The organism is Kribbella sp. NPDC048928 (assembly GCF_043197975.1).
Classification (GTDB): Bacteria; Actinomycetota; Actinomycetes; order Propionibacteriales; family Kribbellaceae; genus Kribbella.
Genome location: NZ_JBICUC010000002.1, coordinates 610,565 through 633,364 on the forward strand (window position 1 = coordinate 610,565; position 22,800 = coordinate 633,364).

The window sequence follows — 22,800 nt, forward strand, 5'->3', positions numbered from 1 at the left end:
TTAGGGCTGGTACGGCGGCGCCTCGCCCCAACCCCAGTGCGGAACGGGCGCCTTCGGTGGCGGTGTCGCGCCGGGCTGCGAGTTCGACAGCGCGATCCGGGTGCCCCACTCGATGTACGCGACGAACGCCGAGCGGAACTCCGGGTCGTCGGGGAGCCCGGCCGGGTCGGCGCTGGCCGCGATGAGTGCCGCCCAGCGCGAGCGCTGCTCCTCGGTCAGTCCGAGGTTCAGGTGGTGCGACAGCATCGCCGGGTAGCCGCCGAGCTCGTCGGTGTAGCGGCTGTGCCCGCGGAACACCTCCCCGAGCCAGACGGCCACGTGCTCACGGTGGTTCTCGCTCATGTTGCCGAAGACCGGCATCAGGACCGGGTCCTCGAGCACCTGGTCGTAGAACACGTCGATCAGCCGCCGGAGCGCCTCGTGGCCGCCGGCCCAGTCGTACAGCGTAGGAGTCGTCACGTAATGATGTAATCACGCGAAGAGTGCATCGGCCACCGCCGCGAGCTCGTTCTCGATCCGGGTGTCGCCGTCCTCGGTGAACCAGAGGATGTTCTGCAGGATCCGCCCTGCGGTCCAGGCGAGCGCCCGGTCCCGCTCGATCCCGGTGACCTCCAGCATCAGGTCGAGCCGGTTCCGGATCGCCTGCGCGAGGTCACCCGTGGCCACCAGCTCGTCCCAGCGGTTCCACACCGCGGGCATCAACTCGAACGCCGGATCCCCGGCGAGCGGCTTCGGGTCGATCACCAACCATGGCTGCCGGTCCGCGGCCATGACGTTCTCGTAGTGCAGGTCCCAGTGCAGCAGCCGATCACCGGGCTCGGGCAGCGCCTCCGCCATCCGGTCGGCCAGGCGGCGGGTCAGCGCGCGCTCGGCCGGGTCGGCCAGCAACGGGATGATCGCGGGGGCATCCGCCAGCATCTGGCCGGCGATGTCTGCGAGCCGCCGCACGCCCGGCGGTGCGGGGACAACCATCAGGTGCGTGAGGAGTTCGGCGAGGATCCGCGTCGCCTCGAGATCGTCGGGCACGTCGTTGAGCGTCCGCGGCCGGAGCCGTTCGAGCAGGATCGTGGACGTCGCCGGGTCGTCCTCGAGCACCTGGACAACGTCATCGCGGTTCCACGTACGAAGCGCCAGCGCCTCGCTCTCCGACTCGTCGTTCACCGACTGCAGCTTGAGCATCGCCGGCGTCCCGTCCCGCCGCACAACAGGCACGATCAGCGACGCCTCACCGCTCAGCACCGCACCGTCGACGCGCAGATCCCATTCACCGACGTACCGCTCAACCGCCCCCGGCAGACTGTCCAGCCACTCGGACGCCTTCTCGCTGTGGTTCCGGATGAGCTTCGCAGGAATCTCGATCACCTGATGCACAGTAGGCGGTCACCCCGGCGATGTGCTTGGGTTTTGCCGTGGAGAGCAGGCATCGGCGGGTTCAGCGGATCGTGGCGGCGACGTACATCGGGATTCCGGTGCTGCTGCTGGTGGTTGTTGCGGTGATCGCGGCAGGGGGCTCTGCGGCAGCGTGGATCGGGTGCGTTGTGCCGGTGCTGATGCTGGTGGCGGGGCTGGTCCTGCGGCGGCGACACCGGTATCTGCCGCGGTGGTGGACAGCTGTTGGTGGGCTGTTCGGTGGCGTCGCGGGGCTGATGGTGACGCTGTTCCCGTTGGCGGTCGGTGTCTGGTGGCCGGCGATCCTTGCGCTGCCGGCCCTCATCGTCGGGGTCGTCGGCGGGTTGGCGCTTGCGCGGGCAGCCAACCGCGCGCTGATCGTCCCGTTCGTGCCGGAGCTGGCCAGTACGCCGTACGAACTGGTGTTCCGGCTCCGTGGCATCCCGCTTGCGGCCGTGCTGGTCGGCGCGGACTCGGTGACGATCCAGTCGCACCCGCTCCCGCGCTCCGAGCACCAACTCCGCACTTACCCGCTGTCCAGCGTCACCGGCACCTACGAGTTCGCGCTCTCCGGCGCGGAGCGGCTCAAGTTCCCGATCGCGGTCACGCACGCAGTCGCCACCGAAGGCCCCGCCGTCATCCTGCAGGCGAACGGCGAGGACTGGGTCCTCCCCACCAACCAGGCAAGCACCCTGATCGACGTACTGACCGTTCGCCGCGAACCCTAACCGGGTGTCACCACGTTCCAACCTGATCGGGGATCAGTAGCCGGCGAGGGTCGACCCCACGAGGGTGGCCAGCCAGGAGGTGGCGATCCCGATCACGCCGGCGCCGCCGATGCCGATCGCGATGCCGGCGGACAGCCGGTTCTGAGTCGCGCGAGCGCCGACGATCCCGAGAATCAGTGCGGTCGCGTACCCGGCCAGTAGCACGATCACCTCCACCACGGAACCGATCCGGAACAGGGCAAACCCGTCGCGGCCCGGGCTCGTCGAGTGCGTGTAGATCAGCGATCGCAGCACGAAGGATCCGACGACGCTGACCAAGACGCTCAGCAGACCGACGATCAAGCCGATCCGGCCCGCGGTGCCCGATCGCCCCCGCGGCGCCTCGCCCAGTTGTCCCGGGTAGCCCTGTCCCGGGTAGCCCGTTACGGGTCCGGGCCACGCCGCATCGGTGGGGCCGGAGGCGTACGGACGCGGAGGCTGCTGCTCGCTCATCCATCGAGCCTAAGCAGCGACCGGTCCATAAGGTGGGCGCCGCGTCTAGGTGGCGGCTTCGCGCGACTTGGTCTCGGCTTTTTCGGCTTGCCAGCCGTCTTCGTTCTTGCCGAGGCGCCAGTAGCCGGAGAGGGAGACGCGGTCGCGGGGGAGGGCGCGGTCGGTGAAGAGGTTCTTGCGGATCCGGAAGACGAAGCCGGCTTCACCGTGGACGAACACGTGCGGCGTGCCGTCCGGGAAGTCCAGCGCCTCGACCGCCGCGACCAGCCCGGCACCGCGGTCGCCGTCGGCGGTCGTGCGGTGGAACCACTGCACGTCGACATCGCCGGATCCGCCGAACTTCTGCTCCTCGGTCGCGTCCGCCACCTCGAGCAGGACCGTGGCCCGCGCACCCGGCGCAAGCTGCTCGATCGCGGCACCGATCGCCGGCAGCGCGCTCTCGTCACCCACGAGCAGATGCCAGTCGGCTGTCTCCTCCGGGGAGTACGCACCGCCGGGACCGTTGAACCACAGCACGTCGCCCGGCTGCGCGGACGCCGCCCACGGGCCCGCAACACCCTCGTCGCCGTGGTACACGAAGTCGATGGTCAGCTCGCGCGTCGACTCGTCCCAGCCGCGGACGGTGTAGGTCCGCATCGTCGGCCACTGCTCGGACGGGTACGTCTCGCGCACCACGCCCATGTCCAGCGGCTCCGGGTACTCGACGCCGTCCTTGCAGAACAGCAGCTTCACGTAGTGGTCGGTGAAGCCGTTGTCCGCGAAGTCGTCCGAGGTCAGCACGACTCGGATCATGTGCGGGGTGATCCGTTCGGTCCTCTGAACGACGGCGCGCTTGCAGACGCGATTGCGGCGGGGTGCGGGGCTGGTCACACGACCACGGTCCTCTCGGGCGGATAGTTAGGGCAACCTAAGTCAGCCTAACTCACCCGCCCAACAGGATCAGGTTCCGCGGATCGAGAAGGCCTTGCTCGCGCCCGCGACGTACGGCTTGCAGGCGGGGAAGTAGACCCGGTACGGGATGCTCCCTTTGTAGGCCGGTTGGGCGTTGACCGTGAACCGCCCGGATCGCCGGACCGCGCCGGTGCTGACGGTCCGCCACTGAGTCGCGCCGTACAGCCGCTGCAACTGCACCGGGCAGTTGAACGGTGCGCCGGCCACCGACCCGTTGACCGGCACGATCGATCCGACGGGCGCGCTGGTCTTGGACGGTACGGCGGCCACGATCGCCGGCCGCGCCGCGACGAATCCCAGATATGCCGTCACATAAGGATCACCCGGAACGACCAGGCAGTTGATCGGCGCGACCGGTGAGCCCGGGTACGTCTTGGTCGCCACGCCGTTCGTGTCGGTGAGGTGCGTGTAGCGCGGCCCGAAGTACTCGACACAGCCGCTGTTGTTCAGCAGCGCGACCTTGATCCGGATGCCGTACGGCTTGCCGGTCTGCGCGTCGGTGACCGCCCACTTGATCGTGTACGGCTGGTAGAACGGCACCACCTTCGGCGTCACCGACGCGGTGATCTTCGGCTGGTGCGTGCCGGTCACCGTGAGCGTCTGGCCGGCGTACGGCGTCGGGTCGAAGGAGGTTTCGCTGCCGGGGTAGAACGGTCCGGTCTGGACGCTGGTCACCTTGAACGTTCCGTTCGCCGTCGAGGGGACCTTGAGCGGCCCGCTCCAGGTGCCCGCGGCCGCGTTGCGTACCAGGTTCGTGGAGAACAGCACGTTCTCCGAGCCGGATCCGCCGGTCCGTTCGAGGACCACGTTCACAGCCTGGTTGGGCTCCCGGGCGAACGAGCCCTTGACAGTCACGGTCACCGGCACCGTGTTCAGACCACTGACCGCGACGCTCGTCCGGTTCAGCGTCACCGAGGTAATCTTCAGGTCCGGATCCGGATCGGCCTGTGCCACCGCCGGAAACAGCGCCAGCATCAGCGGTGCCGCAAATGATGCCGCGAGCAACTTTTTCATCAGGTCCCCCGGATGTAGAAGGCTTTGCTGAAGGTCGCGATCGAGTGGCAGGCCGGAACGTAGACCCGGTACGGGATGCTGCCCTTGTACGCCGGCTGCGCGTTCACCGTGTAGCGCCCGGACTGCCGGACCGCGTTGATGCTGACGGTCCGCCACTGCGTCGCGCCGTACAGCCGCTGCAGGTACACCTTGCAGCCGCTTTCGACGGTGTGGACCGACCCGTTGACCAGGACGATTGTGCCGACCGGCGCACTCGTCCGGTAGGGCACCGCAGTCACCGTCGGCTTGACGACCGGCCGCGCAATGCTGAGACCCAGCCCGCCGACCGAGGACGGGTTGCCAGGCAGCAACAGACAGTTGACCCCCTCGGCTTCGGCGGCGCCGTGTGCCTGTGTCACCAGGCCGCTGACGTTGGTGAGATGGGTGTAGCCCGGGCCGATGTACTCGGCGCAGATGTTGTCGAAGGCAAGCTCTACCCGGAGCCGGCTGCCGTACGGCTTGCCGGTCTGCGCGTCGGTGACCGCCCAGGTGATCGAGTACGGCGAGCCGTACGGCACCAGCTTCGGGCTCACCGAGGCGGTGATCTTCGGCTGGTGCGTGCCGGTGACGGTGAGCGTCTGGCCGGCGTACGGAGTCGGGTCCGTCATGGAGCCGCTGCCCGGGAAGTACGGCCCGACCTGGACGTAGGTGACCTTGAACGTGCCGTTGGCGGTCGACGGGACCAGCACCGGCCCGCTCCACGTACCGGCCGCGGCGTTCCGGACCAGGTTCGTGGAGAACAGCACGCGCTCCATACCGGACCCGCCGGTGCGTTCCAGGATCACGTTCACCGGCTCGGTGGGACCCGGCGCGTACGAGCCCTTCACCGTCACCGTGACCGCGACGGTGTTGAGACCGCTGACCGCGACGCTCGTCTTGTTCAGCGTCACCGACGTGATCTTCAGGTCCGGATCAGTCGAGGCGTGCGCCGCGACCGGGGCAGCGGCAACTGGTACGGCGAGCAGCAGCGCGGCGAGTACTCGGCTGATTCTCATCTCATGTCCCTCGGATGCTGAACGGCTTGCTGACACCGGCGACGAACGGCTGACAGGCGGGGAAGTACACCCGGTACGGAATCAGGCCCCTGTACGACGGCTGCGCGTTGACGGTGAACCGCCCGGACTGCCGAACTGCGCCGGCGCTGACCGTCCGCCATTGCGTCCGGCCGTACAGCCGCTGCAGTTGCACAGGGCACGAGCCGGTGACGTACGCGACCGAACCGTTGACCGGGACAACCGTCCCGACCCGGGCGCTGGTCTTCGACGGCACCGCCGCCACGATCGCCGGCCGTGCCGGGAACAGCCATTGCCCTGCGATGTAGTACGGATCCGTGTAGAGGTGCGCGCAGTTCAGCGCACCGGCGTCGGCGGCCGTGTACGCCTTCGTGATGACACCGTTCGTCCCGGTCCTGTACAGCGGGCTGCCGCCCTCGGCGCACGGCGTGTCGACGCCGAGGCCGATCGAGATCCGGCTGCCGTACGGCTTGCCGGTGGCGGTGTTCGTGACCGCCCAGGTGATCGAGTACGGCTTGCCGAACGGCACCACCCGCGGGTTCACGGCGGCGGTGATCTTCGGCAGGTTCGTGCCCTTCACCGTGATCGTCTGGCCGGCGTACGGCGTCGGGTCGACGGGCGTGCCCGGGTCCGGGCCGCCGTACGGGCCGGTCATCACGCCGGTGACCTTGAAGGTGCCGTTGGCGGTCGACGCGACATTGAGCCGGCCGGTCCAGGTGCCGTTCTGCACGGTGCCGGCGGTCCGCTTCAGGTCCGCCGAGACGATGCCGCTGCGCGGGCCGGTACCGCCGGTGCGTTCGAGGACGACGTTCAGCACCAGGTTGGCGTCGCCGGGCTCACTGGAGTTGTAGCCGCCCTTGACGGTGACGTTGATCGGATAGGTGTTCAGGCCGGACACCGCGACCGACGTACGGTCGAGGGTGACCTGGGAGATGGTCAGGTCCGGATCAGCGGCGGCCTGGGCGGCCGGCACACCACCGAGCAGGCCTCCCGCAAGAGGTACGGCGAGCAACGCCGCCACTACTCGATCGATTCGCATAACACCGAGCGTGACAGCGGTGCAGGCCGGTTCCAACCATTTCGGGCCAGAAGTGCGCGATCGGGCCGGTGCCTGTAGACCAGTTGCCCGCGATCGTCATTCAACTGCCGGGATCCAGTTGTTAACCCGCGCGTCACGTACAGCAGGTGCTGAGGACCGCTCGTTCTCGCAGGCTGTTGCCGTGAGCAGGCTTTTCGGCGACTCCGAGCGGCCGGCGTTCTCTGTTGTGCGTACGGACGGCCAGGGACAGCCGATCTCGATCGGCGACAGACTGCCGGTGAGCAATGCGGTCATGTACAGCGGCCCGCCCGGGATGGGCAAGACCAAGGAGCTCAAGAACGCCGAGGACGCGGCCGAGCGCAACGGCTATCTCGCGATCCGGCTGGCGGCGTCGGAGAACGTCTCGATCGAACGCCACATCACCAACGCGATCCTGACCAAGCTGCCCGAGCTGGAGCGGGAGCACGGCAAGCGCCGGTTCCGGAACGTCCGCAAGACGGTCCGCGACCTGACGCGCAGCGGCCGGAAGTCCCGCTGGGGCTGGGAAGCCCGCGTGCCGCTCGGCCTCGGACCGCTCAACATCGGTCAGGGCGTCCTCAAGCAGGAGTTCGACACGACGCCGTACGACCAGCTGGGCACAACGCTGACCGACCTGGCCGGCGAGCTCGGCAAGGCCGCGGGCGGGAAGCCTGTGCTGCTCCTGATCGACGACGTCGACCAAGGCTCCGCCCGGGATCTCGCCGGCCTGAACGAGCTGGCCATCCATCTGGAGCAGAGCGGCGTCCCGGTCTGGCTGGTCGCGGCCGGCGGCGCGAAGTCCACGACGCTGATGATGGCGGCGTCCAAGCGGATGTCCGGGATCGCCAGTACGTTCACGAACCAGTTCAGCGTCCGGAACGTCGGACCGCTGTCCGACGCCGACCTCCGCCCGGCCCTCACCGAACCGCTCCGGCTGGCACGGGTGCCGTACGAGCCCGAGGCGGTCGAGCGTCTGGTCCGCAGGGCGAACGGCAGCCCGTACCGGCTCCGCGGCTTCGCACTGGCGGCGGAGGCGCTGGCGGATGTCCGCACCGGGATCACCATGGACGTGGCGACCGCGGCGATCGACCGGGTCGAGAAGGTGGAGGAGCTCCAGTACGAGCCACGCCTGAACGAGTGCGGGGATGCCGAGCGCGAGCTGCTCGCCAGGGTTGCCGAGCAGGACCCGAACGGCCTGTTCATGCCCGCGGAGCTGCGGGCGGCCGGTCCGGACAAGTGGCAGGCGATGGATGCCGCGCGCCAGGAGCTGGTCGCCCGCGGTCTGCTCCGTGAGCACGGTGAGTACGTCACCATCGCCGAGCCGCACCTGCGGGAGTACATCCGGGAGCCGTGGCAGGACGGTGCTCCGAGCGAGCCGGAGCAGTTCTTCGTACAGCTCAAGAAGCGGGATCCCGAGCTCGCACCGATCCACCCGACGACCGACGCGACCCGGATCAACCAGATCCTCGGCGCCGCCGGCGACCCGGTTCACCGGCTCGACCGGACCGACAACGACGGCCTGCCGCTGTCCCTCGACCAGCGGCTGCCCACCGGAAACACCATCGTCTTCCAGGGCCCGCCCGGGGTGGGTACGAGCCAGGAGCTCAGCCGGACGCGGAAGCTGGCCGCGCGCGAGGGCTGGACCACGATGACCCTCGACGCCAGCCCGCGGGAACCGTTGGAGTTCCGCTTCATCCGCGCGGTCAACGAGCAGCTGGACTCGATCAAGGAGAACTTCGGCGACGCCGAGGCCAAGCACGTGAAGAAGCTCCTCAGCCAGCTGGCCCTGCGGACCCGGAACACGATGAACACCGCGCAGGTCCGGCTCGGTCCGTCCGGCGGTCCCCAGTTCGGTCTGCACAAGTCCTTCGAGGGCGTGCAGGCCGACAACGTCGGCGTCGGGCTGCCCGAGCTCGCGCAGTACCTCGGTCAGCTGGCCGGCGCCAAGCGGCAGCCGGTGCTGTTCATGATCGACAACCTCGACGCGGCGACCGACGACGACCTCGCTGCGCTCTCCAAGCTGTCGAAGCACCTCGGCGAGGAGAAGAAGCCGGTCTTCCTGATCGCTGCCGGCGGCGAGCAGTCGGTCACCCGGCTGAGCACAGCCTCCGGCGGAAAGTCCAAGGTCGCCACCACCACGCCCTTGAAGATGGATCTCCGCAAGGTTCCGCAGTGGGCCGAGGACGAGCTCCGTCCGGCCCTGGTCGAACCGCTCGACCAGGCCGGGATCCGGCACGAGCCGGCGGCGATCGACAAACTGGTCAAGGAGGCGAACGGCAATCCGGCCCGCCTCCGGGCGCTGGCCGCCTCGGCGCTCGAGCTGGTCGGGCCGGATTCCGACAGCATCACCGCGACCGTGGCCAACGCCGCATCGACGCGACTGAACACACGGTCACATCTGCTGTACGCCGCTGCCTGGTACAACTGCACGCCGATTCAGAAGGACCTGCTGGTCAAGACCGCGGCAAGTGGCCCGCAAGGGCTACTGCGGCCGGCCAACGAGCGGACCCGGGACGACTCGACCTGGAGCCGCGACCGGGCTGCGCAGGACCTGCTGTCGGACGGCCTGCTCGCCAGGTCCGGCAAGCATCACATCGTCGTCGCCGACCCCGGTTTCCAGGCCTGGCTGCAGGTCCGGCTCGGCCTGTCCGCCGCCCAGACCGGCATCGCCCGCCCGGTCGGATCGCAGCCACAACTCGCAACCGCCGGCGAGCGACCGGCCGAAAGCCGCCCGGCGCTTGGTCCGGGCGGCTCCCAACGGGACGTACAGGCGAACCGTTAGGTCGGACACGCCCTAGTTCGGCCAGATGGAGGTGATCCACTCGGGGTGGTCGATGAACGGGTTCCGGTTGTGCTGGAACTGGTTGTAGATGACCTCGTTGCGGTTCTTCTCGAACGCGTCCGGCGGGTCGCCGGCCGCCCAGGCCTTCAGCACCGACAGCTTGCCGATGTACGGCGCGGTCCCGTTGCCGACCTGGTCGTTGAGCTCCAGGTTCGCGAACCCGTCGTCGCCCTCGTAGCGGACAGCCATGTAGAAGATCATCCGCGCGACGTCGCCGCGGACCGCCGGACGGGGCGCGAACGAGTCCGAGTCGGCCGTACAACCGGTGCACTGGGCAACCGCCGTACCGCCGTTGTCGAAGTCGAGGTTGCCGCGGGCCGAGTTCACCGAGACGTCCTCGGGACGCAGGTGATGGATGTCGGTGCCCGGCCCGGTCGCGGTGCCGAAGTCACCGTGCGACTTGGCCCAGACGTGCTCGCGGTTCCAGTCGTCGACGTCGCCGCCCTCGCTGCTCTTCGCGATCGAGCGGCCGGAGTACACCTCGATGACGTTGTTGCTGTTGTTCGGGTCCTGGTCGGTGACCTCGAGCGCGTCCCAGACCTGGTCGTAGGTGAGCTTGGTCTGCTGCGAGATGATCGTGTGCAGCGCGGACTTCAGCGCGGCACCGGTCTTGCCCTCGGCGCCGGCGTAGTAGTCACCGGGATCGCCCGGGTCACCGGGGTCCGACGAGCCGCCACCACCGGTGAAGGCGGTGCCGTTCTTCAGGCCCGGGTGCGAGAAGTACGCGGCCAGCGTGCCGGTGACGGTGATCTGCTTGCCGAGCAGGCCGGGGTTGCTCTGCAGCCCGTACGCCGCGCGGAACGCGGACGGGATCTGCACGTAGAGCATCGAGGACGTACTGGTCTGCGAGGCCGAGTCGGCGAGCGCCAGCGCGTAGTCGTTCGGGAAGTTGCTGCGGACAACCGTGCTGGTCGCGGTCGGCTGACCGACGACGTACCCGGTGACCGATGCGGTCGAACTGTCCTGACGACCGATCGCGGTGGCGACGGTGATCGAGGTGGCGGCATTCGACGGCGTAATGCCGAAGCCGAGCAACGCTAGTACGGCGGTGACAAGCAGCGCCGGACGCAATAGTCGTGGCACAGGTACTCCCAGGGGCGGGTGGGGACCGGACGCAGATCAGTCTGCCCAGCTTCCCGGGCGACCTAACAAACACCAGGTGAAGAGTTGAACCGGTGGGGCGCTGAACGAGTGAGTGTCATTCAGCACCCCACCTGGGCAAGTGGGCCCCCATCAAGCCGTGACGTGTCGCCCCAGCCTGCTCGCCCACCTACCAGCGAGGCACCACTGGCGGGCGGCACCTCACCGACTCGGTGGCGTTGGGCGGACGCCGTTTACGGACGGTACTCATCTGGGCACGCGTTGTCCATGGCTCAGCGTGAGCGTCTCACCTGGCGACCGGGCGGTCTCGCGCGTCCAGCCAGTCCGCCCAGACAGCCAGCGCCTCGGCCGGTCCGCTCCGCCCGATCCCGAGCCGGAAGCGGTCCGTCGGCGTCGGTGTCAGCTCGGAGGAGTACATCCCGGCCGGGAGCAGCAGTACGCCGGTCTGGTCGACCAGGTTCGCGCACATCGCCTCGACACCGTCCGCGCCGAGGTACCGCGGGTAGCAGACACAGCCACCGTCCGGCGCACTGAACTCGAACAGGTCGGCGTACCGCTCGAAGAACTCGGTGAACAGCGGCACGTTCTCCGCGATGATGCCGCGGTTGCGCCCGAGGATCCGGTCCCGCGCCCGCAGCGCGATCAGCGCCAGCACCTCGCTCGGCCCGGCGTTGCAGATCGTCGTGTAGTGCTTGGCGCGATCGAGCCGATCCAGGACGGCGCGATCCCGGCAGACGATCCACCCGATCCGCAGGCCGGGCAGTCCGTACGCCTTGGACATCACGTTCAGCGAGATCGCCGTCCCCGAAAGGTCCGTTGCCTGCGGCAAGGGTGTGGCCTCGAGCCCGCGGTAGACCTCGTCGGAGAACAGCGTGATGCCGCGGTCGTCGCAGAGCTGCACCAGGCGGGCCCAGACGTCCGGCGGCGGGACCGCGCCGGTCGGGTTGTTGGGGAAGTTGACCGAGACCATCCGCGTGTTCGGGCGCAGCGCCCGCTCGATCGCGTCGACATCCGGCGTCCAGCCGTCCTCGGGCCGCAGCGGTACGCCGGTCACCTCGCAGACCGCGAGCGGCACGGTCTCGGCGGCCTGGTAGTTCGGCGTCATCACGACGAGGTGGTCGGTCGGCTCGAGCAAGGTCCGCATCGCGAGGTAGATCGCCTCCTCGGCGCCCGCGAAGCACAGCACGTCGTCGGGGTGGGCGTTGTCGTACGTCGCCGCGATCTCCTCGCGGAGTGCAGGCAACCCGCGGGTCTCGGTGTAGCCGAGGTCCAGCGACTCCCAGCGCGCCCGGCCGTCCGCGTCGGCCATCGCGAGCAGCTCGGCCATCGGCAGCGTCTGCGCGTCCGAGGCGGTGAGGTGGTAGCGGGCCTTGAACTCCCACTGCGCGAAGTACGTCTCGAGGCGGAAGTCAGGCAGGTCCGGCATGGAGCAGATCCTTTCGCTGCGCGCGCCTCAGACCGTACAGCAGCAGCCCGATCGAGATCACTCCGACGACCAGGTACGTGATCCGGCCGCCGATACCGTCCCAGGTGGAGTGCAGCGCGACGGCCAGCGCGTACATCCCGAGGAAGCCGGCGAAGTGCCTGCCGGTCGGCTCCATCACGAACCGCCACAGCCCCCAGCAGGTCAGCCCCGTCCAGGCCGCGTGCCCGGCGGGCGCCAGCAGGCCGCGGATGAACAGCGTCTGCTCGGCCGCGCCGACGTTCCCGCCCGACTGCAACAGCGCGACGAACGCGTAGCCCATCGTCTCCAGGACCGCGAACCCGGTGCCGACCGCGACGCCGATGATGATCCCGCGCCCGATCGAGACCCGGTACCGGTGCCCGAAGAAGACCACCAGGATCGCCGGTACGACGAGCTTGGCCGCCTCCTCGATCAGCCCGACGCCGACCATCGGCAGCGTCCCGAGCCGGCGCATCGCGTCGTACTCGAGCAGACCCGCGACGACCACGCCCACCACGCCACCGAACAGCGGGCAGCCGCCGAGCGTGGGCCCGTCGATCAGCCAGCGGCCCGAGCGCCCGGCCGCGAACGTGACGAACGTCAGCGGTACGACGAGCGCGCCGAGCAGGATCAACGTCGGGAACAGGTTCGGATTGCCGGTGTCGGCGAGCACCGCCAGTACGGCGACGTACAACCCCGCCCCGATCAGGAACGTCCCGACCCAGGCCCACCTGCGGACTGCCGTGATCGTCATCTGTCGATGGTGCCCGGAACGGCCACCTTGCGCCATGTCCCAGGGACGGCAGCGCTGGACAGGGCGGATCGGTGTGACCTGACTGCAAACTCTGTCGGAAGCAGAGGTGTGCCTGCCCCAAACCTCTCGAAGGAGAATCCGCCTATGTCCTCCACTCGACGTGCCGCCGCGCTCACCACCGCGGCAGTGCTGGCCCTGGGCGCGGCGACGGTGATCCCGTCCGCTGCCGCTCCTCCTCCCAAGTCCGCCGAGTCCACTGCGACGGGTGTGACCTCGTCGGTCACGCTGATCACCGGTGACGTGGTCGACGTGACCGACGCCGGTGGCGGCAAGAAGGCCGCCACGGTGCATCCGGCCGCCGGCCGCGAAGGCGTCTCGTTCCACACCATCGAGGCCGACGGCGGCCTCCGGGTGCTGCCGAGCGACGCTGTCCCGTACATCTCCACCGGCGTCCTCGACGTGAACCTGTTCGACGTCGACGAGCTGATCGCGGACGGGTACGGCAAGTCCGCCGGCCTCCCGCTGATCGTCAAGGACACGCCCGGCGTCCGTACCGCCCAGAGCCTCGCCGGTACGACGACCACCCGGCAACTGCCGTCCATCGGCGGCCGCGCCGTCAACGCGGCCAAAGACCAACTCCCGGCGCTGTGGAAGTCACTGAAGCCCGCGGACGGTCAGCGGAGCCTGAACAGCGGCGTCACCAAGATCTGGCTGGACGGCAAGGTCAAGCCGGTACTGGACAAGAGCGTGCCGCAGATCGGTGCGCCGGACGCCTGGAAGGCCGGGTACGAGGGCTCGGGAGTCGAGGTCGCCGTACTGGACACCGGGGTCGACGCGACGCACCCGGACCTGCAGGGCAAGGTCAAGGAGAGCCAGGACTTCTCCGGCAGCCCGAGCGGCGCCGAGGACCACTTCGGCCACGGGACGCACGTCGCCGCCACTATCGCCGGAACCGGCGCGGGAGCCGGCGGCACCCGGAAGGGCGTCGCGCCGAAGGCCGACCTGCTCGTCGGGAAGGTGCTCGGCGACGACGGCTACGGGTACGACTCCTGGATCATCGCCGGGATGGAGTGGGCCGCCGCCGAAGGCGCGAAGGTCGTGAACATGAGCCTCGGCGGTGACGCCACCGACGGCACCGACCCGCTCAGCCAGGCGGTCAACGACATCACCGCCCAGTCCGGCACGCTGTTCGTCGTTGCGGCCGGCAACGAAGGCCGCGACGAGTCGGTCGGCACGCCGGGAGCGGCGGCCTCCGCGCTCACCGTCGGCGCCGTCGACCGGGAGGACAAGCTCGCGGACTTCTCCAGCCGCGGACCGCGGCTCGGCGACTCGGGCCTGAAGCCGGAGATCACCGCGCCGGGCGTCGGCATCATCGCCGCCCGCGCCGCCGGCACCGTGATGGGCGACCCGGTCGACGAGCTCTACACGGCCGCCTCCGGTACGTCGATGGCGACTCCGCACGTCGCCGGTGCCGCCGCACTGCTCGCGCAGCAGCACCCGGACTGGAAGGCCGACCAACTCAAGAACGCACTGGTCAGCACCGCGAAGACGCAACCGGACCAGACGGTGTACCAGCAGGGCGCCGGCCGGGTCGACCTGACCCGTGCCGTCGCGCAGAAGGTCACCGCGAGCGGTGTCGCCGATTTCGGACTGCAGACGGCGGCGGACGCGAGCAGCCGGACGATCACGTACCGGAACGACTCCGACGCCGAGGTCACGCTGAACCTGGCGGCGCAGATCACGAACCTGGACGACGGCAAGCCGGCGGCCGACAGGTTCGCGCTCCCGGCCACGGTCACGGTGCCCGCGCACGGCTCCGCCGACGTACCCCTGACGCTGGATCCGGCGAAGCTCGGCCGCGGTCAGTACAGCGGCTGGATCGTTGCCTCCGGCCTCGATGGGGTCACCACGCACACCGCGGTCGGTGCGCTCCGGGCCGGCCCGACGCACAAGGTCACGCTCCGCGCCATCGGCCTGGACGGCAAGCCCACGGGCGTCCCGGTGCTCTCGCTGTACGGCGACAACTCGCGCTCCGACGTCCTGAGCTGGATCAAGGACGGCCAGTCCATCACCGCCGACGTGGAGGAGGGCACGTACCTTCTGCACTCGCTGGTGGAGAGCAACGACCCGCAGGACGAGCAGGCCAGTCTGTTCACCGACCCGAACGTCGTGGTGGACAAGGACATCGAGGTCGTCATCGATGCCCGGAAGGCGGTCCCGATCACGATCGAGACGCCGAAACCGTCCGAGCAGCAGGCGGTGCTGAGCTACTACGTGCATCGCGTGTACGGCAACGGCCGCTCGATCAGTCATGGCGTGATGCACTTCAGCACGGTCCACCAGGTCAACGTGACGCCGACCAAGCCGGTCAAGGACGGCACCTTCGAGTTCGCGTCCCGCTGGCAACTCGTGGCGCCCATGGTGCAGGCGTCCGTACCTGGACTGCAGGGTCCGTTCGACATCAACCTCCTGCACCAATCGCCGTCCTTCGAAGGCAAGCGGCGCTTCCCGCTCGTGTACTCCGATTCGTCCCTCGACGGTGTACGCGGTGCGGTGGTCGTGATGCCGGCCGACGACGAAGGGGAGCAGATCAAAGCAGCAGCGGACGCCGGTGCCGCGGGCATCATCCTGGTCCGCCCGGCCGATCGCTCCGCGTGGACGGTGTGGCGGCCGATCGGTGACCGGGAGCCGATCCCGGCAATGGTGACCACATACAACGACGGTCAGAAGCTCCGCGGCCGGGCCGAGCGTGGCCACGCCACGATCGACCTGACACTGACCACCTCCAGCCCGTACCTGTACGACGTGCAGCAGGTCTCGACCGGGGCCATCCCGGCGAAGATCGACTACAAGGTGACGCCGGCGAACAGCGCCCGGATCAACACCCGGTACGCCGACAACGGCGGGTTCACCTGGGCCAAGGAGCAGCGGTTCGGGTGGCGCCCGTGGCAGGAGTACTCGTGGAACGACGCGCAGCGCTTCGTCGAGACCCCGAAGGTACGGGAGGAGTGGGTGACCTCGGGTGACTCCGTCTGGCAGCACAGGGTGCACCACCTGTACACGTGGGACACCATGAACCCGCTCGGTGGCGGCATGACGTCAGTACCGCGCAGCTACCGGCCGGCTCGTACGACCGAGACGTGGTTCGGTCCTGTTGTCCGCCCTGCGGCAGCACCCGGGGTGGAGTCCACCCGTACCGGAGACCGGCTCTCGCTGCGCATCCCGACGTTTGTCGACGCTGACGGGCACTACACGCTCGGCGAGACCACCAAGGCGTCAGCAACGCTGTCCCGCGACGGCAAGGTCGTAGCAGAGTTGCCGAACGCGTGGGCGGACGTGGTGACGTCCAGCGCGGACGCTGCGTACAAGCTCGACCTGTCGACCGAGCGGATCGACACGGAAGGCGAGTGGAACTGGGGTACGCGGACGCAGACGTCCTGGGAGTTCCGGTCGACCAAGCAGCCGGATGACCAGGCGGTGCCGCTCGCGCTGCAGCAGGTCAACTACAAGGTGCCGGTCGACCTGACGGGACGGGTACTCACCCGGACCCACGTGGTCGGCTTCGAGTCGCCGCGCGCGACCTCGCTGCGGGCCTGGGCCTCCTTCGACGAAGGCACGACCTGGAAGCGGCTCGCAGTGATAGGTGCCGCCGGCCACTACCTGGCCGTCGTCCCGAACGCCCACGACACCGTGTCGTTGAAGATCGAAGCCACCGCCCCGCACGCCACAAAGGTGACCCAAACAGTCATCCGCGCCTACGGCGTCCGCTGACGCCTACAGCCAGTCGCGCTTCGCCGCCTGGAACGCCAAACCGGTTCTGGTATCCACACCAGCCAGAGCCATCAGGCGGTCCAGGCGGCGTTGCACTGTACGGCGGCTGATTCCCAGCTGTGTTGCGATCGACTTGTCCGGTACACCGCCGACGAGGAGCGACAGCAGCAGCCGCTCGGAGTCGTCGAGGCCCTCCGGGTGCTCCGGGCGATCGGCCTGCAGGCGTACTGGCGTCGCCAGCTCCCAGTAGCTCTCGAACAGTGCCAGCAACGCGTCCAGCAGCTGACCACGGCTGATGATCGCGGCGGACGGCTCACCGACGCTCTGCTCGTCGTCGCGCACCAGCGGGCAGATCGCCGTCTGCCGGTCCACGATCGCGATTCGGACCGGCAGCGTCGGCACCACCCGCGCCTCCTCGCCCCAGCTGACTCCCTCGGCGATCGAGTCCAGCTCGCCCGGCGTCTCGATCAGCGCGCGCTCGTAGATCGCGCGGTACCGGACGCCGCGGGACAACGCGCCGTACTCCTCGGTGTTGTCCGCGCCCTGCATCGCCAGCGGGTTCGCGCGGCAGAACCAGAGGATCTCCTGGCGGGCCGAATTCTGCAGGTCGCGCAGCCGTTCGCGGAGCGTGGTGGCGCCGAGGATGACCTCGACCAGGTGGTGCGCGTCCCGGCGGCTCGCGCTGGCACGGAACTCCTCGCTGAGCGAGGCGACGGTCTGCCGCGCGGCCTCGAGCGACTCCTGGCGGCGCAACAGCGTCGTACCGAACGCGACGTCCGGGGGCAGCGGCCGGAACACCGGCTCGTCGGCCGGCTGCGCGGTCACCAGCCCCTTCGCCTGCAGCCGCTGCAGGACCTCGTCGGCCTCCTGCGGTGGCAGTTCGGCCACCTCGGCGAGTTCCTCAGCCCGCGCGGCGGACAGGCCGACCAGCAGCCGGTACGTCTGCTCCTCGCGCGCGTCGAGCAACGACCCTTCCTGCATCCGCCCCACCTCCCGGCACCACCTAAGCAGGCTTGCTGATCCGGAAGCGAGCCCAATAGCCGATACCGCCCATTGGCACGAATGAGCCACGTCAGTTCTGTGCCATCACGTCAGTGCTGAGCAACCGTCACTTCCGGTCAGACAGCGGAACTCGCCACCGCCCAGCCAGGATCGAGAACCGATGATGAGCATGACCGATTACGCCGGAATCGCCGGTCTGATCGCTGCGGCCGCCGTAGCGATCTGGATGCTGCGTAACCACCGCGCCGTCTCCCCGACCGCCCGCCACCGCGGAGCCCCTACCCTGCGGCTGCCGCGGGCTGCGCATCCGGAGCGTGCTTCTTCGCGGAGTAGTAGGTGAGGCCTCCGTACGCGTACATCGACAGGCCCAGTGCGGCCATCAGGGCGATCACGATCCACTGCCACGGGCCGTCCTGGTAGAGGGCCAGGAACCATGACTTGGTGTCGTGATTGCCGGTCAGCTTGAAGATCGCCGGTACGACGGCCTGCGGGAACAACGGGAGCGCCCCGAAGCCCAGGCAGAAGCCGGCCAGCGTACGGCGCCATTTCGGGAGCGCATCGAACGCCGCGGTCTTCTTGGCCTGCTCTGCGGGCGATCGGCCGTGCCTGAGCAGCGTGAGGAGCTCGGGACCCCGCTTGTCGAGGCGGTGCGCCGCGAGGAGTCCGAGGTACCACCAGGCAAGGCCGCCGGAGAGCAGCCCGACCGGCACGCCCCACCATCCGAAGTAGAGCGCCACGATCAGCGCCGGAGCACAGGTGGTCGCGACCAGTACGAGCATCACGTAGACGATGCCCATCGACTCGCCCTCGTTCTCACCCGTGTTGAGCGGGTTGCCGGACCGCTTGTGCGCATCGGTCGTCGGTACGGCGGCGTACACCGAGGCCGCGACGATCAGGCCGGCCGAACCGCCGAGCAGTGCGGGCAGCACGCTCAAGACCAGCGGCCACGCGCTGACCACGCCCGACCACCAGGTCAGCAGGACGGTGATGAGCACCGCCAACGGCCCGAACACGAGCAGGAACGCCCGCTGCCGCGCCCGCACGTCCAGCCGGCTGGAACCGGGCGTCATCAGCGTCGTCCAGAACGAGGTGCCGTCCGAGCCGTACAGGTTGGCGGCCATCGCGCCACCCATCACGACTCCGGCCGGCCCGGCCCAGGGGAGCATCGACCGCATCCCGATCGCCAACGGCATCGTGCAGAAGAACAGTCCGTACGCGATCGAGAAGACCGCTTTGTGGCCGTAGACCAGGTCCCTGCTCCACGAACGGATCTCCTTGGCCGCCGCCGCGCCCTGCGCTGTGTTTGCCGTCAGCAAGCGCTTGGGCTTCGCACCTGCACGAGGGACAGTCGTACGACGTACCAGCAGAGCCGACCATGCGAAGAGCATCGCCACCGCAAGCATCACGAGCGCGAGCAGCAACCCGACCACCTGCAGCCACTCACCACGACCGGCGGCCTGTACGGCGTCGAAACCCCAACCGGACGGTGCGATCCGGGCTGCTCGCGCGATCGTGCCCTGGACGTCCGTGGACACGAACGCGACGATCAGCGCCCACCCCTGCGCCGTGAACGCGAGGATGAACGCGTTGACGAGCGCCGCGATCGTCGCACCGGCCCGCACCTGCAGCAGCACGCCGTACACCGCGACAGCGAGCCGCGACGCCAGGACGAAGCAGAACAACTGCAGCAGCAACGCAGGCACGGCTACCAGGACCGCCGCGACGTCGCGGCCAGAAACCATCAGCGCAACCAGTGCGACCAAGCTGATGACCGGTGCGACCCCGGCCATCGCCGCCACGATCAACCCCGTGGAGAGCGTCCGCGGCGGCAGCGGCGTCATCGTGAAGTACTCGGGCTTGAGCGTCTCGTCGCCGCCGCCGGTGAACAGCGGCCCGACGACCCAGCCCAGCATCCAGATCGCCAGTACGACGACCAGAATGTCGTCGTCGCCGCGCGCAGCCACCCAGATCGTGCCGCCCGCCAGCGCCAGCCCGACCAGTGCGCCGGTGATGATCCAGCTCCGCCGGAACCCGTCCCGGAGCGCGTGCCGGAACGCGGCCATCCGCATCCGGACGAGCGTGTGCGACGTGCCGTACGTCAGTGCGAGAGCCACGCCAATCCCTCCGCCCCGCGCGTCGACGCGCCCACCAGCGAGACGAAGGCGTCCTCCAAGCTGCCGCCCGCCTGCACCTCCGAAACGGTGCCTGCGGCGACGACCTTCCCGTCCGCGATCACGGCGACGCGGTCGCACAACTGCTCGACCAGCGCCATCACGTGACTCGAGATCACCACCGATCCACCACCGACGATGAAGCGGTGCAGGATCGTCCGGATGGTCGCCGCCGACACCGGGTCGACGGCCTCGAACGGCTCGTCGAGCACCAGCAGCCGCGGCGCGTGCAGCAACGCGACCGCGAGGCCGAGCTTCTTGCGCATGCCGGTCGAGTAGCCGATCACCTGCTTGTCGTCCTCGTGGTCGAGCTCGAGCACCTCCAGCAGTTCGGCCGTACGCCGTCCGACCTCGTCCTCGGGCAGACCGCGGAGCAGGCCCAGGTACGTCAGCACCTCGCGGCCGGTCAGCCGCTCCGGCATCCCGAGCCCGTCCGGCAGCACCCCGACCAGCGCCTTCGCCCGGGTCGGCTCGTGCCACACGTCGACGCCGAAGATCCGCGCCGTCCCGGCGTCCGGCCGCAGCAGCCCGACCGCCATCGACAGTGACGTCGTCTTGCCGGCGCCGTTCGGCCCCAGCATCCCGAAGAACGACCCCGCCGGCACGCTCAAACTGAGACCGTCAACAGCCCGCTCCGCCCCGAACACCTTCGTGAGCCCCTCGAGCTCCAGCGCCTGCTCCATAGGCGGCACTCTGCCATCAGGCCTCCCGCCGTCACATCACCCTGACGGTTGACCCATCCCATCAGCTGTTCGGCGGGGCCGTCACCGGGTCAAGGACCGTAGTGGTAGCGACACGCGATGACATGGATTCCGTCGTCCGCGATCCGGTAGACGAGACGATGCTCCGAGTTGATCCGTCTCGACCAGTAGCCGGCGAATTCGTGCCGCAACGGCTCCGGCTTGCCGATGCCGTCATGGCCGTTCCGGTGCACGTCGTCGATCAGCTGGTTGATCCGCTGGAGGAGCTTGCGGTCATTGGCCTGCCACCACAGGTAGTCCTCCCAGCCGCGGTCGAGGAAGACGATCTTCACGCCCGGATCGGCGAGCCTTCGGCACCGGCGTCCGGGTCGGCGAGCTCGTGCAGAGTGCCACCGCCCGCCCGGTCCTGCTCGATCGCCTCGCGCAGCCGCTGGGCATTGGCAGGGGACCGGAGGAGATAGTCGGTCTCCTTCAACGACTCGTACTCGGCCAGCGTGATGACGACGACAGGCTCGTGCCCGGCGCGGGTGATGACCAACTCCTCCGCATCGTTCTCGACCGCATCGAGAGCAGTTGCGAGGTTCGCGCGCGTATCGGTAAAGCTCATCGTCTTCACGATGTACAGAATAATGTACATCGTGAAGCTTGGCGCGCCAGATCCGTCGAGAGATCGTCCGAAAGGACGAAAAGTGGCCGGGAACGCAAAAAGTCCCGGTCTGATCGACCGGGACTTTCTTCTGTGCGCGAGGGGGGAGTTGAACCCCCACGCCCTTTCGGGCACACGGACCTGAACCGTGCGCGTCTGCCTATTCCGCCACCCGCGCGCAGCCGCCTGAGATGATCTCCTGGCGACGAGAAGGAACAGTAGCACGGGATCTGGCGGTGCTTCACATTGCGGGTTCGGTCGAACCTCCCGATACGATCGATCGTCGTACCCGGTGTGTCCGCCCAACCGTGGACGAGCGTCCGACGTACCGACCGTGGAGGAGGAGGCGTGCGACCGCTGCAACGCTTCGAGCGACGCCTGGAAGGAATTGTGAGCGGTGTCTTCGCGCGCGCTTTCAAAGGCGACGTGGAGCCGATCGAGCTGGCCGCCGCCCTCAAGCGTGAGATCGACAACACTGCGCGGATCCTGTCCCGGGACCGCCGGCTGGTGCCGAACCACTTCACCATCGAGCTGGGCCCGGACGACTTCGAGCGGCTGGACGCGTACGGCCGGACCCTGAACCACGAGCTGGCGAACGAGCTGCGCGACCACGCGGACATCCAGCGGTACACCTTCTCCGGACCGATCGACATCGAGCTGGTCCAGCACGACGAACTGCCGACCGGTAAGTTCCGGGTGGTCAGCGAGACGGTCGGGACGCCCCAGCGGCGCCCGGCCGAGTACCAGCAGCCCGAGCCCCAGCCCTACCAGCAGGAGCCCTACGTGCCGCCGAACCCCCCGCCGGTCGTCCCGCAGTACCAGCAGCAGCCTCCGCCACAGCAGCAGGCGCCGCGCAGCGGCCACCCGCAGGTGATGCTCGAGGTGAACGGCCGCCGCCGGCCGGTCAACCCGCCCGGCGTGGTGCTCGGTCGCGGCACCGACGCGGACATCCAGATCAACGACCCGGGCGTCTCCCGGCGGCACGCCGAGATCCGCCTGATGCCCGAGGGCCCGGGCGGCATCCGGGTGGTGCTGGTCGACCTCGGCTCCACCAACGGCACCCTGGTGAACGGCCGCCGGGCCACCGAGGCCGAGCTGACCGACGGCTCCACCGTCCGGATCGGCAACACGACCATGACGCTGCGTCTGGCGGACGAGCCGATCGCCCAGCCGCCGAGCAGCGGGTGGTGACTGACCTTCCATGTCGGAACTGACCCTGACCCTGATCAAACTGGGGTTCCTGGCCCTGTTGTGGATGTTCGTCCTCGCGGTGCTGTCCGTGATCAGGTCCGACCTGTTCGGTGCGAAGGTGGACAGCCGCGCCGCGGCCGCCGCCGTACCGCAGAACACCCGCACGCCGAAGCCGGCCAAACCGGCCAAGAAGCGCAAAGGCCTGCCCGGGTCGCTGAGCATCGCCGACGGGCCCCAGGCCGGCGTCGGCGCCTCGCTGGTCGACGAACCGGTCGTGATCGGTCGCGGTTCGGACTGTCAGATCCGCCTCGACGACGACTACTCTTCGACCCGGCACGCCCGGCTGTTCCAGTCCGAGGGCCAGTGGTGGGTCGAGGACCTCGGCTCCACCAACGGCACGTACCTGGACGGCCAGCGGGTCACCCGCCCGGTCCCGGCCGAGATCGGTGGTTCGATCCGGATCGGCCGGACGACGCTGAACATCGCGAAGTAGG

20 protein-coding genes and 1 tRNA gene are annotated in these 22,800 nt (G+C 69.0%); 5 read left to right on the forward strand and 16 right to left on the reverse strand.

All coding sequences use genetic code 11. From position 1 onward, the window contains the following. On the reverse strand, window positions 1–459 hold the full coding sequence (locus ACGFI6_RS09795) for a group II truncated hemoglobin (protein WP_393116808.1): 459 nt from the start codon (window positions 457–459) through the stop codon (window positions 1–3). A 12-nt stretch (window positions 460–471) separates the two neighbouring features. Then, entirely contained in the window at window positions 472–1,371 is a 900-nt protein-coding gene (locus ACGFI6_RS09800; protein WP_393116810.1) for an aminoglycoside phosphotransferase family protein, read from the reverse strand. A gap of 38 nt (window positions 1,372–1,409) precedes the next feature. On the opposite strand from ACGFI6_RS09800, the gene ACGFI6_RS09805 reads away from it, so the two are divergent. Beyond that, entirely contained in the window at window positions 1,410–2,117 is a 708-nt protein-coding gene (locus tag ACGFI6_RS09805; protein WP_393116812.1) for a hypothetical protein, read from the forward strand. A 33-nt stretch (window positions 2,118–2,150) separates the two neighbouring features. Here ACGFI6_RS09805 and ACGFI6_RS09810 read toward each other — a convergent pair whose 3' ends face one another. The 5 genes from ACGFI6_RS09810 to ACGFI6_RS09830 all read right to left on the reverse strand — a co-directional run bounded on the left by ACGFI6_RS09810 (window position 2,151) and on the right by ACGFI6_RS09830 (window position 6,665). Beyond that, entirely contained in the window at window positions 2,151–2,609 is a 459-nt protein-coding gene (locus ACGFI6_RS09810; RefSeq protein ID WP_393116814.1) for a hypothetical protein, read from the reverse strand. Window positions 2,610–2,654: 45 nt separating this feature from the next. Then, a complete protein-coding gene (locus ACGFI6_RS09815; RefSeq protein ID WP_393116816.1) occupies window positions 2,655–3,479 on the reverse strand; it encodes a siderophore-interacting protein in 825 nt (274 codons plus the stop codon). A 69-nt stretch (window positions 3,480–3,548) separates the two neighbouring features. Further along, a complete protein-coding gene (locus tag ACGFI6_RS09820; protein WP_393116818.1) occupies window positions 3,549–4,574 on the reverse strand; it encodes a hypothetical protein in 1,026 nt (341 codons plus the stop codon). Beyond that, entirely contained in the window at window positions 4,574–5,608 is a 1,035-nt protein-coding gene (locus ACGFI6_RS09825) for a hypothetical protein (RefSeq protein WP_393116820.1), read from the reverse strand. Before ACGFI6_RS09825 ends, ACGFI6_RS09820 begins: the two co-directional genes overlap by 1 nt. A gap of 1 nt (window position 5,609) precedes the next feature. Further along, window positions 5,610–6,665 carry a hypothetical protein gene (locus ACGFI6_RS09830; protein WP_393116822.1) on the reverse strand — a complete coding sequence of 352 codons (1,056 nt, stop codon included), beginning with the start codon at window positions 6,663–6,665 and terminating at the stop codon, window positions 5,610–5,612. A gap of 181 nt (window positions 6,666–6,846) precedes the next feature. On the opposite strand from ACGFI6_RS09830, the gene ACGFI6_RS09835 reads away from it, so the two are divergent. Further along, on the forward strand, window positions 6,847–9,465 hold the full coding sequence (locus ACGFI6_RS09835; RefSeq protein ID WP_393116824.1) for a hypothetical protein: 2,619 nt from the start codon (window positions 6,847–6,849) through the stop codon (window positions 9,463–9,465). Window positions 9,466–9,477: 12 nt separating this feature from the next. Here ACGFI6_RS09835 and ACGFI6_RS09840 read toward each other — a convergent pair whose 3' ends face one another. The 3 genes from ACGFI6_RS09840 to ACGFI6_RS09850 form a co-directional block, all read right to left on the reverse strand. Next, window positions 9,478–10,608, reverse strand: a complete 1,131-nt coding sequence (locus tag ACGFI6_RS09840; RefSeq protein ID WP_393116826.1) for an endonuclease — start codon at window positions 10,606–10,608, stop codon at window positions 9,478–9,480. A gap of 304 nt (window positions 10,609–10,912) precedes the next feature. Beyond that, on the reverse strand, window positions 10,913–12,052 hold the full coding sequence (locus ACGFI6_RS09845; protein WP_393116828.1) for an aminotransferase class I/II-fold pyridoxal phosphate-dependent enzyme: 1,140 nt from the start codon (window positions 12,050–12,052) through the stop codon (window positions 10,913–10,915). After that, on the reverse strand, window positions 12,036–12,824 hold the full coding sequence (locus tag ACGFI6_RS09850) for a PrsW family intramembrane metalloprotease (RefSeq protein ID WP_393116830.1): 789 nt from the start codon (window positions 12,822–12,824) through the stop codon (window positions 12,036–12,038). Before ACGFI6_RS09850 ends, ACGFI6_RS09845 begins: the two co-directional genes overlap by 17 nt. A gap of 144 nt (window positions 12,825–12,968) precedes the next feature. Here ACGFI6_RS09850 and ACGFI6_RS09855 point away from each other — a divergent pair, with 144 nt between their 5' ends. Further along, a complete protein-coding gene (locus tag ACGFI6_RS09855) occupies window positions 12,969–16,595 on the forward strand; it encodes a S8 family serine peptidase (RefSeq protein ID WP_393116832.1) in 3,627 nt (1,208 codons plus the stop codon). A 3-nt stretch (window positions 16,596–16,598) separates the two neighbouring features. On the opposite strand, the gene ACGFI6_RS09860 is transcribed toward ACGFI6_RS09855, so the two are convergent. From ACGFI6_RS09860 to ACGFI6_RS09885, 6 genes are all read right to left on the reverse strand, one after another. Further along, a complete protein-coding gene (locus ACGFI6_RS09860) occupies window positions 16,599–17,576 on the reverse strand; it encodes a helix-turn-helix domain-containing protein (RefSeq protein WP_393116834.1) in 978 nt (325 codons plus the stop codon). Between the two features lie 299 nt (window positions 17,577–17,875). Beyond that, on the reverse strand, window positions 17,876–19,711 hold the full coding sequence (locus ACGFI6_RS09865) for a hypothetical protein (protein ID WP_393116836.1): 1,836 nt from the start codon (window positions 19,709–19,711) through the stop codon (window positions 17,876–17,878). Further along, the gene (locus tag ACGFI6_RS09870; RefSeq protein WP_393116838.1) at window positions 19,696–20,451 is read right to left on the reverse strand and encodes an ABC transporter ATP-binding protein; all 756 of its coding nucleotides are present in this window, start codon (window positions 20,449–20,451) and stop codon (window positions 19,696–19,698) included. The genes ACGFI6_RS09865 and ACGFI6_RS09870 overlap by 16 nt, the downstream gene beginning before the upstream one ends. 89 nt (window positions 20,452–20,540) lie before the next feature. Next, window positions 20,541–20,801, reverse strand: coding sequence for a Txe/YoeB family addiction module toxin (locus ACGFI6_RS09875; protein WP_393116840.1), 261 nt, complete (start codon window positions 20,799–20,801; stop codon window positions 20,541–20,543). Next, on the reverse strand, window positions 20,798–21,076 hold the full coding sequence (locus tag ACGFI6_RS09880) for a type II toxin-antitoxin system Phd/YefM family antitoxin (RefSeq protein ID WP_393116842.1): 279 nt from the start codon (window positions 21,074–21,076) through the stop codon (window positions 20,798–20,800). The genes ACGFI6_RS09875 and ACGFI6_RS09880 overlap by 4 nt, the downstream gene beginning before the upstream one ends. A gap of 133 nt (window positions 21,077–21,209) precedes the next feature. Beyond that, a tRNA-Leu gene (locus ACGFI6_RS09885) sits at window positions 21,210–21,293 on the reverse strand. 170 nt (window positions 21,294–21,463) lie between these two features. On the opposite strand from ACGFI6_RS09885, the gene ACGFI6_RS09890 reads away from it, so the two are divergent. Together ACGFI6_RS09890 and ACGFI6_RS09895 are read left to right on the forward strand one after the other, a co-directional pair. Beyond that, window positions 21,464–22,306, forward strand: a complete 843-nt coding sequence (locus ACGFI6_RS09890) for an FhaA domain-containing protein (RefSeq protein ID WP_393116843.1) — start codon at window positions 21,464–21,466, stop codon at window positions 22,304–22,306. A gap of 10 nt (window positions 22,307–22,316) precedes the next feature. Next, window positions 22,317–22,799, forward strand: coding sequence for an FHA domain-containing protein (locus tag ACGFI6_RS09895; RefSeq protein WP_393116845.1), 483 nt, complete (start codon window positions 22,317–22,319; stop codon window positions 22,797–22,799). Window position 22,800 lies beyond the last annotated feature (1 nt).